General features: G+C 60.4%; 10 protein-coding genes and 1 pseudogene. 8 read left to right on the forward strand and 3 right to left on the reverse strand.

The features are described from left to right. Positions 1 to 12 precede the first annotated feature (12 nt). Both PMI35_RS20565 and PMI35_RS33820 read left to right on the forward strand, forming a co-directional pair. Positions 13 to 1,779: an ABC transporter transmembrane domain-containing protein gene (locus PMI35_RS20565; RefSeq protein ID WP_008057928.1), complete on the forward strand. Its 1,767-nt coding sequence runs from the start codon at positions 13 to 15 to the stop codon at positions 1,777 to 1,779. Between the two features lie 132 nt (positions 1,780 to 1,911). Next, positions 1,912 to 2,370 (forward strand): annotated as a pseudogene (locus PMI35_RS33820) (REP-associated tyrosine transposase). A gap of 108 nt (positions 2,371 to 2,478) precedes the next feature. Here PMI35_RS33820 and PMI35_RS20560 read toward each other — a convergent pair. Further along, positions 2,479 to 4,407, reverse strand: a complete 1,929-nt coding sequence (locus tag PMI35_RS20560; RefSeq protein WP_008057930.1) for a transglycosylase SLT domain-containing protein — start codon at positions 4,405 to 4,407, stop codon at positions 2,479 to 2,481. A gap of 213 nt (positions 4,408 to 4,620) precedes the next feature. Here PMI35_RS20560 and PMI35_RS20555 point away from each other — a divergent pair, with 213 nt between their 5' ends. Beyond that, positions 4,621 to 6,540 carry an ATP-binding cassette domain-containing protein gene (locus PMI35_RS20555; protein ID WP_008057931.1) on the forward strand — a complete coding sequence of 640 codons (1,920 nt, stop codon included), beginning with the start codon at positions 4,621 to 4,623 and terminating at the stop codon, positions 6,538 to 6,540. Positions 6,541 to 6,733: 193 nt separating this feature from the next. On the opposite strand, the gene PMI35_RS20550 is transcribed toward PMI35_RS20555, so the two are convergent. Then, complete coding sequence (locus PMI35_RS20550) at positions 6,734 to 7,174, reverse strand: universal stress protein (protein ID WP_008057932.1); 441 nt, start codon at positions 7,172 to 7,174, stop codon at positions 6,734 to 6,736. Between the two features lie 104 nt (positions 7,175 to 7,278). Here PMI35_RS20550 and PMI35_RS20545 point away from each other — a divergent pair, with 104 nt between their 5' ends. The 5 genes from PMI35_RS20545 (at position 7,279) to topA (ending at position 14,762) form a co-directional block, all read left to right on the forward strand. Continuing rightward, complete coding sequence (locus PMI35_RS20545; RefSeq protein ID WP_008057940.1) at positions 7,279 to 7,716, forward strand: hypothetical protein; 438 nt, start codon at positions 7,279 to 7,281, stop codon at positions 7,714 to 7,716. Positions 7,717 to 8,330: 614 nt separating this feature from the next. Then, entirely contained in the window at positions 8,331 to 10,478 is a 2,148-nt protein-coding gene (fadB, locus tag PMI35_RS20540; RefSeq protein WP_008057942.1) for a fatty acid oxidation complex subunit alpha FadB, read from the forward strand. 32 nt (positions 10,479 to 10,510) lie between these two features. Next, entirely contained in the window at positions 10,511 to 11,686 is a 1,176-nt protein-coding gene (fadA, locus tag PMI35_RS20535; protein ID WP_008057944.1) for an acetyl-CoA C-acyltransferase FadA, read from the forward strand. 97 nt (positions 11,687 to 11,783) lie between these two features. Continuing rightward, the gene (locus PMI35_RS20530) at positions 11,784 to 12,020 is read left to right on the forward strand and encodes a DUF1653 domain-containing protein (protein ID WP_008057947.1); all 237 of its coding nucleotides are present in this window, start codon (positions 11,784 to 11,786) and stop codon (positions 12,018 to 12,020) included. 114 nt (positions 12,021 to 12,134) lie between these two features. Beyond that, a complete protein-coding gene (gene topA / locus PMI35_RS20525) occupies positions 12,135 to 14,762 on the forward strand; it encodes a type I DNA topoisomerase (protein WP_008057949.1) in 2,628 nt (875 codons plus the stop codon). Here the strand turns inward: topA and PMI35_RS35240 are convergent. Continuing rightward, the coding region (locus PMI35_RS35240; RefSeq protein WP_238543162.1) for a hypothetical protein at positions 14,759 to 14,969 on the reverse strand (211 nt) is incomplete at its 5' end. The two genes, topA and PMI35_RS35240, sit on opposite strands and share 4 nt — an antisense overlap.

Below are 14,969 nucleotides of genomic sequence, written 5' to 3' on the forward strand. Positions count from 1 at the left end.
TGGATGATGCAAATGCTCACAGTACGTCACCGTCGCGCGATTCGCCTGGCCAGTCGCTTCATCGCCCCTTATCGCTGGCAAGCGCTGGGTGCCCTGTTCGCGCTGGTTGTCACGGCGGGCATTACCTTGTCCATGGGGCAGGGCATTCGCTTGTTGGTGGACCAGGGGTTCATGACCCAGTCGCCGCATTTGCTCAATCAGTCCATCGGTCTGTTCATGCTGCTGGTGATCGGCCTGGCGGTCGGCACTTTTGCACGGTTTTACCTGGTGTCGTGGATCGGTGAGCGTTGTGTCGCCGACATCCGCCGCCGGGTGTTCAATCATCTGGTTTACCTGCACCCGGGGTTCTACGAGGACAACCGCAGCTCCGAGATCCAGTCGCGCCTGACCGCCGATACCACGCTGCTGCAATCGGTGATCGGCTCCTCGCTGTCATTGTTTTTGCGCAACTTGCTGATGGTGATCGGCGGGATTGTCCTGCTGTTTGTCACCAATCCCAAGCTCACCAGCATCGTGGTGATTGCCTTGCCGCTGGTGATCGCGCCGATCCTGATTTTCGGCCGGCGGGTGCGCAGCCTGTCGCGCCTGAGCCAAGACCGGATTGCCGACATCGGTAGCTATGTTTCCGAGACCCTGGGCCAGATCAAGACCGTGCAGGCCTACAATCACCAGGCCCAGGACGAACAGCGCTTTGCAGTCACTGTGGAAGAGGCGTTCGACACGGCGCGCAAGCGCATTTTCCAGCGAGCCTGGCTGATTACCCTGGTGATTGTGCTGGTGCTGGGCGCCGTCGGCGTGATGCTCTGGGTCGGCGGCATGGATGTGATAGCCGGGCGGATTTCCGCGGGTGAGTTGGCGGCATTCGTCTTCTACAGCCTGATCGTCGGCAGTGCGTTCGGCACCCTGAGTGAGGTGATCGGCGAGTTGCAGCGCGCGGCGGGCGCGGCCGAGCGGATCGCGGAGTTGCTGCGCGCGCAGAACATCATCCAGCCACCGACCACTGGCCGGGTGTCCTTGCCCGAGCGGGTGCGGGGTGACCTGGTGTTGCAGGACGTGCGCTTCAGCTACCCCTCGCGCCCTGAAAGCTACGCGGTCGATGGCCTGAGCCTGAGCATCCAGGCCGGGGAAACCCTGGCGTTGGTCGGGCCTTCCGGGGCCGGCAAATCGACAGTCTATGACCTGCTGCTGCGCTTTTACGACCCCGCCGAGGGGCGCATCCTGCTCGACGGCATGCCCTTGACCCAACTCGATCCACTGGACCTGCGGCGTTGCTTCGCCCTGGTCTCGCAAACCCCCTCGCTGTTTTTCGGCAGCATCGAGGACAACCTGCGCTACGGCAACCCGACGGCGACCCTGGCCGAAGTCCGCGAGGCGGCAAAAATCGCCTACGCCCACGACTTCATCGAAGCCATGCCCAACGGTTACCAGACGCACCTGGGGGACGGCGGCCTCGGCCTGTCCGGCGGCCAGCGCCAGCGCCTGGCCATCGCCCGCGCGCTGCTGGTGGATGCGCCCATCCTGCTGCTGGACGAAGCCACCAGCGCCCTCGACGCCCAAAGCGAACACCTGATCCAGCAGGCATTGCCGAGCCTGATGAAAAACCGCACCACCCTGGTCATCGCCCACCGCCTGGCCACGGTCAAGAACGCCGATCGCATTGCGGTGATGGACCAGGGGAAACTGGTGGCGGTGGGAACGCACCAATCGCTGATCGCGAATAACGCGCTGTATGCGCGGTTGGCGGCGTTGCAGTTCAGTGATGAGCGCGAGGTTTCGTGAGTTGGCGCTGTTGAACAACCCAGTAGCCGACCTGGTAACGGCGCTCTGAAATATGCAGAAATCGCGGAGATCAGCGGCCTCATATAGGTGGGCTAACCTTGTGCAATCTGCATATACAGGGAGGGCAACGGAATGCCCATCGCCGCAAACGGGTGTCGCCTGCGCAAGTCCAGATTTGCTGAACAGGGTCGCCTTTAACTGCTGACGGCAGTCACTCATCAACGCCAACCGGTGTTTGCTGATTGGCGCTTGGGTCGCCTGTTGGTAGATCAACTGCGCTGCGCCGATGAAAGCGCTTCGGTCACTTCCATGGCCTGGGTCGTAATGCCGGATCACCTGCATTGGCTGATTGAATTGAAACATGGGACCCTGGCGGAGCTGATGTGCCGCATCAAGTCCAGAAGCAGCCGTTCGATCAATCTGGTGCGCGGTGAGCAGGGGCGATTGTGGCAGCGGGGGTATTACGATCGCGCGTTACGGCGTGATGAGGATATCAAGGGGGCGGCGCGGTATATCGTCATGAATCCGTTGCGGGCGGGGTTGGTTGCCAAAGTTGGCGACTATCCCTTGTGGGACGCCATTTGGATTTGAGGATCACAATCAAAAGATTGCAGCCTGCGGCAGCTCCTACAGGGTGTACACCGTCCCACTGTAGGAGCTGCCGCAGGCTGCGATCTTTTGATCTTGCTTCAACGAACCTCACTGATCATCAAAGTACCGCTCATGCCAATCCACCAGCGGCTGCGGTGAGTTGAGTTTCTGGCCGTAGATCACCGAATACGACAGCACGTTCTGTACGTACTGGCGGGTTTCGTCGAACGGGATGCTTTCTACCCAGACGTCGAAGCTCAGGTGATCGGCACCGCGCAGCCACTGGCGCACGCGGCCCGGACCTGCGTTGTAGGCGGCGGAGGCGAGGACGCGGTTGCCGTTGAACTGGCTGTGGACCTGGCTCAGGTAGGCCGCGCCGAGCTGGATGTTCTTGTCCGGTTCAAACAGTTGCTGCGGCGACGCATAAGGAATACTGAATTTTCGCGAAGTTTCCTTGGCGGTGGCGGGCATCAGTTGCATCAGGCCGCTGGCGCCGACGCTGGAGCGGGCGTCGTCCATGAAGGCGCTTTCCTGGCGGGTGATGGCGAACACCCAACTCGAATGCAAGCCACGGTTCTTGGCTTCACGCACCAGCGTGTTGCGGTGGGCCATCGGGAAGCGGATGTCCAGGTCGTCCCAGTACTGCGCCTGGCTGATGGTGCGAATCGCCGGGAAATACCATTTAAGGTCGTAGGCCAGCTTGGCCTGGGCGACCATTTCGTCGCGGCTGAAGTGGCGGCTGACGTGATACCACTCGCGGCGACCGTCGACGATTTGCCCGCGGGCATGGAATTCCAGGGCGCGGCGTATGCCAGGGGTGTTGCGCACTTTGTTGATGGTCGCCTGGCTCAGCACCAGCGGTTTGTTGTTCAGCGAATAGGGCGACTGCGAACGGTCGGCGGCGAGGAAACCATAGAAATCGCGCTCGCGGGCGAGGTTCTTGTAGAGGGTTTGCGCCTCGGGGTTTTGCGGTTGCGCCAGTTCCAGGCTGCGGGCCTGCCAGTAGCGCCAGCGGTTGGTGGTGGCCAGGTCCTGGGGCAGGCGGCGTGTCAGCTGGTAGGCATCGTCCCAGCGCGCCAGGCGCAGCAACAACCGCATGCGCCATTCAGACACGGTGTTATCGCGCAGTTCAGGGTCGTATTTGGTCATCATGTCCAGCGCGCGGCTGTCGTAACGTCGCGCCAGGGTCAGCCCGATTTCCCGGGCGATGGCCACTTTTTCGTCGCGCGAGAAGTGCATGCTGCTGGCGTAACCGTCGAGCAGGGCCATGGCCCTGTCCGGGTCCTGGCGGGCGAGGCGGCGCAGGCCGAGGCTGACCACGTCGGACATCGGTTCGTCGGCCGGAACGAAGCGCGACGGCGAATTGAGCAGCTCCGGATTCTGTGCCACATCGATCAGCAGGCGGCCACGGGGGGCGAGGGTGGTCAAGCCATTGACCAGGCTGCCGGCCAGTGGGTAGTTGCGCGCCTGGGCGGCGAGCTTAGTGCGTTCCCAGCGCTTCTGCTCGGTCAACTGGCCTTCGGCGGCCCACATGCCGAACAGGGCGTCACAGGCGGCCGGTTGCGTCTTGCCGGTCAGCCAGAGCTTGTTGGCGTTGGCGTAACCTTCGGTCTTGAGGTTGTGGCTGATCTGGTACTGCGCGTTCAGGCAGTCCAGTTCGGTGAAATTCATCTTCGGGTCGTAATACTTGACGAACGTTGCCCAGTCGCCGCGTTCGGCCAGCCAGCGCAACCAGCGCAGCTTCATCCAGTTGGCCTGTGGCAGGTCGCCGTGTTCGGCGAGGAACTTCTCGATCTCGGCATTGCTCGCGGTTTTCAGGCGCGCGGTCAGCTCGTCGTAGGCCAGGTACGGTTCCAGCGGATAGTCGGCCAGGGCCTGGCTGTAACGGAAGTACGGGCCGGTGTCGCCCTTGGCCAGAGCGCGCTTGGCCTCATCGTAGTACTGGCGTTGGGTGGACAGGTCCACCGCCTGGACGGATTGAACGGCAGCGGCAGAAAGTAAAAAACAGGACAAAAGATTGAGAAGGCGACTGCGCATGAGACGTCCGGACAGAAAAAACATGACAAGTGCTGGCGATGCCCACACTGAATTCTCCGTAGCTTAGCCTTTTGCCAGCAACCGGTGAAAGCTTTGCCGTCCCGTCTGCATCAGTTCGCAACATTTGTCGTGCAGAGTGTTGCCAGGGTGAAAATGCCGGCCTGCTGAGGCCCCAATTCAGGTAGAATGCGCGCCCGGTTTTTGGAGAAGCTCATGACCCTGCTCAAATTCAGCGATGTGTCCCTTGCTTTCGGCGCTATGCCGTTGTTGGACAAGGTGTCCTGGCAGATCGCCCGTGGAGAGCGGGTGTGCATCATCGGCCGCAACGGCACTGGCAAGTCCAGCATGATGAAGCTCGTCAAGGGCGACCAGAAGCCCGATGACGGCTCGGTTTGGCGCGCACCCGGGCTCAAGATTGGCGAATTGCCGCAAGAATTGCCGGTAGCCGACGAGCGGACAGTGTTCGACGTGGTTGCCGAAGGCCTGGACGGCGTTGGCGCCTTGCTCGCCGAATATCACCACCTGAGCCAGAACATCGTCACCGATGCCGACCTGGACAAGCTGATGCACGTCCAGCACGACCTCGAAGCCCGTGACGGCTGGCGTTTGCAGACCCTGGTCGACAGCACCCTGAGCCGCTTGCAGTTGCCGGCCGACAAGACCCTCGCCGAATTGTCCGGTGGCTGGCGTCGTCGCGTGCTGCTGGCCCAGGCCCTGGTGTCCGAGCCGGACCTGCTGCTGCTCGACGAACCAACCAACCACCTGGACATCGGTGCGATCGCCTGGCTGGAAGAAGCGCTGAAGGATTTCCAGGGCGCCGTGCTGTTCATCACGCACGACCGTTCTTTCCTGCAGAACCTGGCAACCCGCATCCTGGAACTGGATCGGGGTGGCCTGATCGACTGGAACGGCGACTACGCCAGTTTCCTGGTGCACAAGGAAGCCGAACTGGCCGCCGAAGCCACCGCCAACGCGCTGTTCGACAAGCGCCTGGCCCAGGAAGAAGTGTGGATTCGCCAGGGCATCAAGGCTCGTCGTACCCGTAACGAAGGCCGCGTACGCGCCCTGAAGGCCCTGCGCGTCGAGCGCAGCGAGCGTCGTGAGCGCACCGGCAAGGCCAATATCCAGCTGGAAACCGCCGACAAGTCTGGCAAGCAGGTGATGGTGCTCGAGAACGTGAGCTTCGCTCACCCGGGCGGTCCGTTCCTGATCAAGGACTTCTCCATGGTGCTGCAGCGCGGCGACCGCATCGGTCTGCTCGGCGCCAACGGCACCGGCAAGACCACGCTGCTCAAGCTGATGCTCAGCGGCCTGCAGCCCACCAGCGGCAAAGTGGAAGAGGGGACGAAGATCGACGTTGCCTACTTCGACCAGTTGCGCCACCAGCTGGACCTGGAAAAGACCGTGATCGATAACGTCGCCGAAGGTCGCGACTTCATCGATATCGACGGCCAGAGCCGCCACGTGCTGAGCTACCTCGGCGACTTCCTGTTCAGCCCGCAGCGTGCCCGCACGCCGGTCAAGGCGCTGTCCGGGGGCGAGCGTGCCCGTCTGTTGCTGGCCAAGCTGTTCAGCAAGCCGGCGAACCTGCTGGTGCTCGACGAACCGACCAACGACCTCGACGTTGAAACCCTCGAACTGCTCGAAGAAGTCTTGCTGACCTTCAACGGCACCGTGCTGATGGTCAGCCACGACCGGGCATTCCTCGACAACGTGGTCACCAGCACCCTGGTGTTCGAAGGTGAAGGCAAGGTTCGCGAATACGTCGGTGGTTACCAGGACTGGCTGCGCCAGGGCGGTTCACCGCGCCTGCTGGGCGTGACCGAGAGCAAGTCCGGCAAGGCCGACCTGAACTCCGCCGTGGTCAAGGCCGAGCCTGCTCCTGTTGCGGCCGCCGTCGAGGCGCCGTTGGCGAAGAAGAAGCTCAGCTACAAGCTGCAGCGTGAGCTGGAAGCGTTGCCGGGCCAGATCGAAGCCATGGAGCAGCAGATCGTCGCGGTTGAGGGTCAGATGGCCGATGCCGGCTTCTACCTGCGTCCGGCAACGGAAACCGCCGCCGTGATCGCGCAGCTGGCGCAGTTGCAGGCTGAACTCGACATCATGGTCGAGCGCTGGGCCGAGCTGGATGCCTGAATGATCCTGCAATAAAAAAGCCCGGCACTCAGTGATGAGCGCCGGGCTTTTCATATGCAGTGCAATCTGCGGATTACTGCGGATCCTTGTGGGAGCGAGCCTGCTCGCGAAAGCGGTTCAACATTCAACAAATTTGTCGATTGTCGCAACGCATTCGCGAGCAGGCTCGCTCCCACAGGAAGGGCAGGTGTTATCAGCTTTTGCTTTGCAGGCGCACTGCAAGCACATCGCAAGGCGCGCCGTGCAGGACGTCGTTGGCGGTGGAGCCCAGCAGCAGTGCCAGGCCATGGCGGCCGTGACTGCCGACCACGATCATGTCGCACCCTTGCTCCTTGGCCAGGTGGTGAATTTCCTGGCGTGGCTGGCCGTAGGTCAGGTGGCTGTATTCCCTGGAGAGCTCAGGGTATTTCAAGATCAGGCGATCGAGTCGCTCCTTGGCCTGGTCGAACTGCTGTTGTTGCAGTTGTGACAGGTCCATTGGCACATCGCCACCAAAGGCCATGGCCATCGGCTCGACGATGTGCACCAGGGACAATTTCGCCCCATTGCTCACCGCCAGCTCGCGAGCACGGTGGATGACAGGGTCGCACTCTTCGGTCAGGTCTACAGCGACCAGAATATGGTTGTAGGGCATGAGGTGCTCCTCCTGAGGATTGCAATATTGGTAAGTATGGCTGGTTTCAAGCGCATTGGCTCCAAAGTGACTCAATGCGCTCATCAAGAATCGGGAGTACAGATATGACGGTCTGGATAGTGGTGTCAATCCTGCTGGTGGTGCTGAGCCCCCTGGCATGGCTGCGACCCTCGCGCCATCAGAGCGGGCGCATGGCCCTGCGCATGGAGGCGCGACGCATTGGCCTGGCCATGCAGCTGGCGCCTCAGGAGTGGCCGCACTGGCTCAGCCAGGAGCCGCCAAACCCTTGCGCGCAGTACCATCGACCACGCCGGGGCAACCAACCGGCATGCTGGAGTTACTGGCAAAAATCACCGGGTCAGTGGGTTAACCAGTGGCAGGAGCCCTGCGACGATCCGGCGTTGCTCAATCATTTCGAAAAGTTGCCGGCCAATGTCTACAAGGTCGAGGCCGACAAGCAGATGATTACCCTGTATTGGGGTGAGAAGGGTGAAGCGACCGTTTTGCAAAATATCGATGCCACCCTCAAGGCCCTGGCCTGATTCCCGCGGACACCCCCATCCCCTGTAGGAGCTGCCGCAGGCTGCGATCTTTTGATTTTTTAAAAGCAAGATCAAAAGATCGCAGCCTGCGGCAGCTCCTACAAAGGTTCGCGTGGTTTTTTGCAGGCAATAAAAAGCCCGACAACGTCATCGGGCGGGATTGGCCAGGCAGGCCGGTAATTCGGTTTGGGCTGATCTTACGCTGGGCATTCGCCAAAAGCGTTCAATTTTTTCCCCAGGTTCCGCCAGCGTAGCCGGTTAAACACAGGCTGCCGCGAATTAGGGCGAATTTTCTAATCATTGATTCTATGAATGTCCGCTAATGCAGCCTCGTGTTGCAGGCCTTCGTCTTACAGAAATGACCGCCAAGTCGCCTCTCAACCCATACTTTGGGCGATTGACAATTGTCGGATTTTCCGTGAAGGTGGCGTACCCAAATCAAACGGGCGTATGAAATGAGCGTTTGTACGACAAACAGCTCCTACAGAATCCCGACTATCGCGTTGGCGGGTGTGCCGGGTGGATAGGCGTAGCATCGACGAGTGACGTCCCTGCCAGCCATCCGCCTGCGTCCGGCGTGTACTGTTCAGCTTCCATATCGTGGAGATCAGTTGATGATTTACGAAGGTAAAGCCATCACGGTTAAGGCTCTTGAAAGTGGCATCGTCGAACTGAAGTTCGACCTCAAGGGTGAGTCCGTCAACAAGTTCAACCGTCTAACCCTGAACGAACTGCGTCAGGCCGTGGACGCCATCAAGGCAGATGCTTCGATCAAGGGTGTGATCGTCAGCAGTGGCAAGGACGTGTTCATCGTCGGCGCCGACATCACCGAATTCGTCGACAACTTCAAGCTGCCGGATGCAGAGCTTGTGGCTGGCAACCTCGAAGCCAACAAGATTTTCAGCGATTTCGAAGACCTCAACGTCCCGACTGTCGTCGCGATCAACGGCATCGCGCTGGGTGGCGGTCTGGAAATGTGCCTGGCAGCGGACTACCGCGTCATGTCGACCAAGGCCAAGGTCGGTCTGCCGGAAGTCAAGCTGGGCATCTACCCGGGCTTTGGCGGCACCGTGCGCCTGCCGCGCCTGATCGGTACCGACAACGCCATCGAGTGGATTGCCGCCGGCAAGGAAAACCGTCCTGAAGACGCGCTGAAAGTCGGCGCCGTCGATGCCGTGGTTGCTCCTGAAAAACTGCAGGAAGCTGCGCTGGAACTGATCAAGCGCGCCATTTCCGGCGAGTTCGACTACAAGGCCAAGCGTCAGCCGAAGCTTGAAAAGCTCAAGCTGAACGCTATCGAGCAAATGATGGCCTTCGAAACCGCCAAGGGTTTCGTGGCAGGTCAAGCTGGCCCGAACTACCCGGCCCCGGTCGAAGCGATCAAGACCATCCAGAAAGCCGCGAACTTCGGTCGTGACAAGGCCCTGGAAATCGAAGCCGCCGGTTTCGTCAAACTGGCCAAGACCGCAGCTGCACAGAGCCTGATCGGCCTGTTCCTGAACGATCAGGAGCTGAAGAAAAAGGCCAAGGCCTACGACGAAATCGCCAAGGACGTGAAGCAGGCCGCCGTACTGGGCGCCGGCATCATGGGTGGCGGTATCGCCTATCAGTCGGCGTCCAAAGGCACGCCGATCCTGATGAAGGACATCAACGAGCACGGTATCGAGCAGGGTCTGGCCGAAGCCGCCAAGCTGCTGGTTGGCCGCGTTGACAAAGGCCGCATGACTGCCGCGAAAATGGCTGAAGTGCTCAACGGCATTCGTCCGACCCTGTCCTACGGTGATTTCGGTCACGTGGATCTGGTGGTCGAAGCGGTCGTCGAGAACCCGAAGGTCAAGCAAGCCGTACTGGCCGAAGTCGAAGACAAGGTCAAAGAGGACACCATCCTCGCCTCGAACACCTCGACCATTTCCATCAGCTTGCTGGCCAAGGCCCTCAAGCGTCCGGAAAACTTCGTCGGCATGCACTTCTTCAACCCGGTGCACATGATGCCGCTGGTGGAAGTGATCCGTGGCGAGAAGTCCAGCGAGCTGGCAGTGGCCACTACCGTTGCCTACGCCAAGAAAATGGGCAAGAACCCGATCGTGGTCAACGACTGCCCGGGCTTTTTGGTCAACCGCGTGCTGTTCCCGTATTTCGGCGGTTTCGCCAAGCTGGTCAGCGCCGGTGTGGACTTCGTGCGTATCGACAAGGTCATGGAGAAATTCGGCTGGCCAATGGGCCCGGCGTACCTGATGGACGTGGTCGGCATCGACACCGGCCACCACGGTCGCGACGTCATGGCTGAAGGCTTCCCGGATCGCATGAAGGACGACACCCGTTCGGCCGTGGACGTCCTCTACGAAGCCAAGCGCCTGGGCCAGAAGAACGGCAAGGGCTTCTACGCCTACGAGACCGACAAGAAGGGCAAGCAGAAGAAAGTCGCCGACCCGTCGGTACTGGAAGTGCTCAAGCCAATCGTCTTCGAACAGCGCGAAGTCAGCGACGAAGACATCATCAACTGGATGATGATCCCGCTGTGCCTGGAAACCGTGCGTTGCCTGGAAGACGGCATTGTCGAAACCGCCGCCGAAGCCGACATGGGCCTGGTCTACGGTATCGGTTTCCCTCCATTCCGTGGCGGTGCGCTGCGCTACATCGATTCGCTCGGTGTTGCAGAGTTCGTTGCCCTGGCTGACCAGTACGCTGATTTGGGCGCGCTGTACCACCCGACCGCAAAACTGCGTGAAATGGCCAAGACTGGCCAACGGTTCTTCGGTTAAGCGTCCCAACTTTTGAGCGAGAGTGAAATTTTATGAGCTTGAATCCAAGAGACGTCGTGATTGTCGACTTCGGTCGTACTCCGATGGGCCGCTCCAAGGGCGGCATGCACCGCAACACCCGCGCCGAAGACATGTCGGCGCACCTGATCAGCAAACTGCTGGAACGCAACGTCAAGGTCGACCCGAGTGAAGTCGAAGACGTGATCTGGGGCTGTGTGAACCAGACCCTGGAACAGGGCTGGAACATCGCGCGCATGGCGTCGCTGATGACCCAGATCCCGCACACCTCGGCCGGCCAGACCGTCAGCCGCCTGTGTGGCTCGTCGATGAGCGCCCTGCACACCGCTGCGCAAGCGATCATGACCGGCAACGGTGACGTTTTCGTGGTTGGCGGCGTCGAGCATATGGGTCACGTGAGCATGATGCACGGCGTGGATCCGAACCCGCACATGTCGCTGTACGCGGCAAAAGCGTCGGGCATGATGGGCCTGACCGCGGAAATGCTGGGCAAGATGCACGGCATCACCCGCGAACAGCAGGACGCCTTTGGCGTGCGCTCCCACCAACTCGCCCACAAGGCGACCGTGGAAGGCAAGTTCAAGGACGAAATCATCCCGATGCAGGGCTATGACGAGAACGGTTTCCTGAAAACCTTCGACTACGACGAAACCATTCGTCCGGAAACCACCCTGGAAAGCCTGGCGGCATTGAAGCCTGCTTTCAATCCGAAGGGCGGCACCGTGACGGCCGGTACTTCGTCGCAGATCACCGATGGTGCCTCGTGCATGATCGTGATGTCGGCGCAGCGTGCACAGGACCTGGGCATCCAGCCCCTGGCGGTGATCCGCTCGATGGCGGTGGCAGGTGTGGACCCGGCGATCATGGGCTATGGTCCAGTACCGGCTACACAGAAAGCATTGAAGCGTGCGGGTCTGAGTATCTCCGACATCGACTACTTCGAGCTCAACGAAGCTTTCGCCGCTCAGGCCTTGCCGGTGTTGAAAGATCTGAAAGTGCTCGACAAGATGAACGAGAAGGTTAACCTGCACGGCGGCGCGATCGCCCTGGGTCACCCGTTCGGCTGCTCCGGTGCGCGGATTTCCGGCACTTTGCTGAACGTGATGAAGCAGAATGGCGGCAACCTTGGGGTAGCCACCATGTGCATTGGTCTCGGCCAAGGCATCTCCACCGTCTTCGAACGCGTTTAAGCGTTGCGTTGACGGAAGCCGGGGCCAAGTGCCCCGGTTTTTGTTTTTGCGGATTTTTTATTTTTTATTTCAAACTGATTTGAGTGAGGGCCGAAGCATGCCGATACAACCTGGGCTCTACCAACATTACAAAGGTCCGCAGTACCGTGTGTTCAGTATCGCGCGGCATTCGGAAACCGAGGAAGAAGTGGTCTTCTACCAAGCCCTGTATGGCGATTACGGCTTTTGGGTGCGCCCCTTGAGCATGTTCCTGGAGTCGGTCGAAGTTGACGGCGAACAGGTGCCACGCTTTGCTTTGGTGCAGGCCGAACCGAGCATTTTTCCGCAGGTATAAGGGGAGTGCGCGCAGGACCCTGCGCTTGACCTCGCCTTGTAGCCACTATATATAGCGGTGCCGCGTCAGGCGCCAACCGCCTTTCACTTCTAGAATTCAGGAATTTTCTGATCCATGGGCAAATCGCTGGTCATTGTGGAATCCCCGGCTAAGGCCAAGACCATCAACAAGTATTTGGGCAACGAATACGTGGTGAAGTCGAGTATCGGCCATATCCGAGACCTGCCCACCAGCGGTTCGGCTAGCGCCAGCAAAGAGCCAGCCGCCAAGCGCGGCAAGGCTGCTGCGGGTGAAGCGCCGGCCTTGTCGCCGAAGGAAAAGGCGCGCAAGCAGCTGGTCGCGCGCATGGGTGTCGATCCCGATCATGGCTGGAAAGCCAAGTATGAGATCCTCCCGGGCAAGGAAAAGGTCATCGAAGAGCTGCGTCGGCTCGCCAAGGATGCTGACACCATCTATCTCGCAACCGACTTGGATCGCGAGGGGGAAGCCATTGCCTGGCACCTGCGCGAAGCCATCGGTGGTGACGACACCCGCTACAAGCGCGTGGTGTTCAACGAAATCACCAAGAAGGCAATCCAGGAAGCCTTCTCCCAGCCAGGCGAGCTGGACATCGATCGTGTCAACGCCCAGCAGGCGCGTCGCTTCCTCGACCGCGTGGTGGGTTACATGGTGTCGCCGCTGCTGTGGGCGAAGATCGCCCGTGGCCTGTCCGCCGGTCGGGTACAGTCGGTTGCCGTGAAGCTGGTGGTGGAGCGTGAGCGCGAAATCCGTGCGTTCATCCCGGAAGAGTACTGGGAAGTCCACGCCGACCTCGGCACCGCCAAGGGCGCGACCGTGCGTTTCGACGTCGCTCGCGAGAAAGGCGAAGCCTTCAAGCCGCTGAACGAAGCCCAGGCCATGGCTGCACTGGAAAAGCTCAAGGCGTCCAGCTACAGCATCGTCAAGCGCGAAGACAAGCCGACCAGCAGCAAGCCGTCGGCACCGTTCATCACGTCCACCCTGCAACAGGCCGCGAGCAACCGCCTGGGCTTTGGCGTGAAGAAAACCATGATGATGGCCCAGCGTCTGTACGAAGCCGGCTACATCACTTACATGCGTACCGACTCGACCAACCTCTCGGCCGATGCCGTGGCGATGGCGCGTACCTATATTGAAGGCGAGTTCGGCAAGAAGTACCTGCCGGAAAACCCGAACGTCTACAGCAGCAAGGAAGGCGCCCAGGAGGCTCACGAAGCGATTCGTCCGTCCGACGCCAACACCGAGCCAAGCAAGCTGTCGGGCATGGAGCGTGATGCAGAACGGCTGTACGAGCTGATCTGGCGCCAGTTCCTCGCCTGCCAGATGCTGCCGGCGCAATACCTGTCGACGACCGTCACCGTCGGTGCCGGTGACTTCGAGCTGCGTGCCAAGGGCCGTATCCTCAAGTTCGACGGTTATACCCGCGTCATGCCGCAAATCGCCAAGCCGGGCGATGACGACGTGCTGCCGGACATGGCCCAGGGCGACGCGATGAAGCTGATCAAGCTTGATCCGACCCAGCACTTCACCAAGCCACCGGCGCGTTACTCGGAAGCCAGTCTGGTCAAGGAAATGGAAAAACGCGGTATCGGTCGTCCTTCGACCTACGCGGCGATCATTTCGACCATCCAGGACCGCGGCTACGTGGCGCTGCACAACCGTCGTTTCTATTCGGAAAAGATGGGCGACATCGTCACCGAGCGCTTGTCGGAAAGCTTCTCCAACCTGATGGACTACGGCTTCACCGCCGGCATGGAAGAGCACCTCGATGACGTAGCCCAGGGCGAACGCGACTGGAAAAACGTGCTGGATGAGTTCTACGGCGACTTCAAGAAGAAGCTCGAGGTAGCCGAGAGCCCGGAAAGTGGCATGCGTGCCAACCAGCCGGTGATGACGGACATTCCGTGCACCACCTGTGGTCGTCCGATGCAGATTCGTACGGCGTCCACCGGTGTGTTCCTCGGTTGCTCCGGCTACAGCCTGCCACCGAAAGAGCGCTGCAAGGCGACCGTCAACCTGGTGCCGGGCGATGAAATCGCCGCGGACGACGAGGGTGAATCGGAATCGCTGGTGCTGCGCGGCAAGCACCGTTGCCCGATCTGCAGCACGGCGATGGACGCCTACCTGCTGGACGAGAAGCGCAAGCTGCACATCTGCGGTAACAACCCGGATTGCGACGGCTACGAAATCGAAGAGGGCACCTATCGCATCAAGGGCTATGAAGGTCCGAGCCTGGAATGCGACAAGTGCGGCAGCGAGATGCAACTCAAGACGGGCCGTTTCGGCAAGTTCTTCGGTTGCACCAACGCCACCTGCAAGAACACCCGTAAACTGTTGAAAAGCGGTGATGCGGCGCCGCCGAAGATGGACCCGGTGAAGATGCCTGAGCTGAAATGCGAAAAGGTCAACGACACCTACATCCTGCGCGACGGTGCCTCGGGCCTGTTCCTGGCCGCCAGCCAGTTCCCGAAAAACCGCGAGACCCGTGCGCCGCTGGTGATGGAGATCATCCCGCACAAGGATGAGATCGATCCGAAGTACCACTTCCTCTGCGAAGCGCCAAAGAAAGATCCGGATGGCCTGCCTGCTGTGATCCGTTACAGTCGCAAGACCAAAGAGCAGTACGTGCAGACCGAAGTCGACGGTAAGCCGACTGGCTGGAAGGCGTTCTACGACGGTGGCAAGTGGAAGGTCGAGGACAAGCGACCGGCTGCCAAGACTTAATAGCCGCCAAACCGAAAAAGCCGCATGAGAACCTTCGGGTTTTCATGCGGCTTTTTTGTTTGCGTTGTCTGCGGGGTTCCGGCTTGCCGGCGAAGGCGGCCTGGCAGCCGACCTGGATTTTGTTGGCCGCGTACATATCCATTCCTGCGGTAACGGCCACCTATGGTTTCGCCCTTACGGCGAGTCACTTGGAAAAGCCCCAAGTAA

The sequence above is a fragment of the Pseudomonas sp. GM78 genome (genome assembly GCF_000282475.1).
GTDB lineage: Bacteria > Pseudomonadota > Gammaproteobacteria > Pseudomonadales > Pseudomonadaceae > Aquipseudomonas.

Excerpts from the sequence above, each read along its gene's own strand:
- PMI35_RS20555 (WP_008057931.1), top strand. The coding sequence starts at position 4,621 with ATGACCCTGCTCAAATTCAGCGATGTGTCCCTTGCTTTCGGCGCTATG.
- fadA (WP_008057944.1), top strand. The coding sequence starts at position 10,511 with ATGAGCTTGAATCCAAGAGACGTCGTGATTGTCGACTTCGGTCGTACT.
- topA (WP_008057949.1), top strand. The coding sequence starts at position 12,135 with ATGGGCAAATCGCTGGTCATTGTGGAATCCCCGGCTAAGGCCAAGACC.
- PMI35_RS20545 (WP_008057940.1), top strand. The coding sequence starts at position 7,279 with ATGACGGTCTGGATAGTGGTGTCAATCCTGCTGGTGGTGCTGAGCCCC.
- PMI35_RS20550 (WP_008057932.1), bottom strand. The coding sequence starts at position 7,174 with ATGCCCTACAACCATATTCTGGTCGCTGTAGACCTGACCGAAGAGTGC.
- PMI35_RS20530 (WP_008057947.1), top strand. The coding sequence starts at position 11,784 with ATGCCGATACAACCTGGGCTCTACCAACATTACAAAGGTCCGCAGTAC.
- PMI35_RS20565 (WP_008057928.1), top strand. The coding sequence starts at position 13 with ATGCTCACAGTACGTCACCGTCGCGCGATTCGCCTGGCCAGTCGCTTC.
- fadB (WP_008057942.1), top strand. The coding sequence starts at position 8,331 with ATGATTTACGAAGGTAAAGCCATCACGGTTAAGGCTCTTGAAAGTGGC.
- PMI35_RS20560 (WP_008057930.1), bottom strand. The coding sequence starts at position 4,407 with ATGCGCAGTCGCCTTCTCAATCTTTTGTCCTGTTTTTTACTTTCTGCC.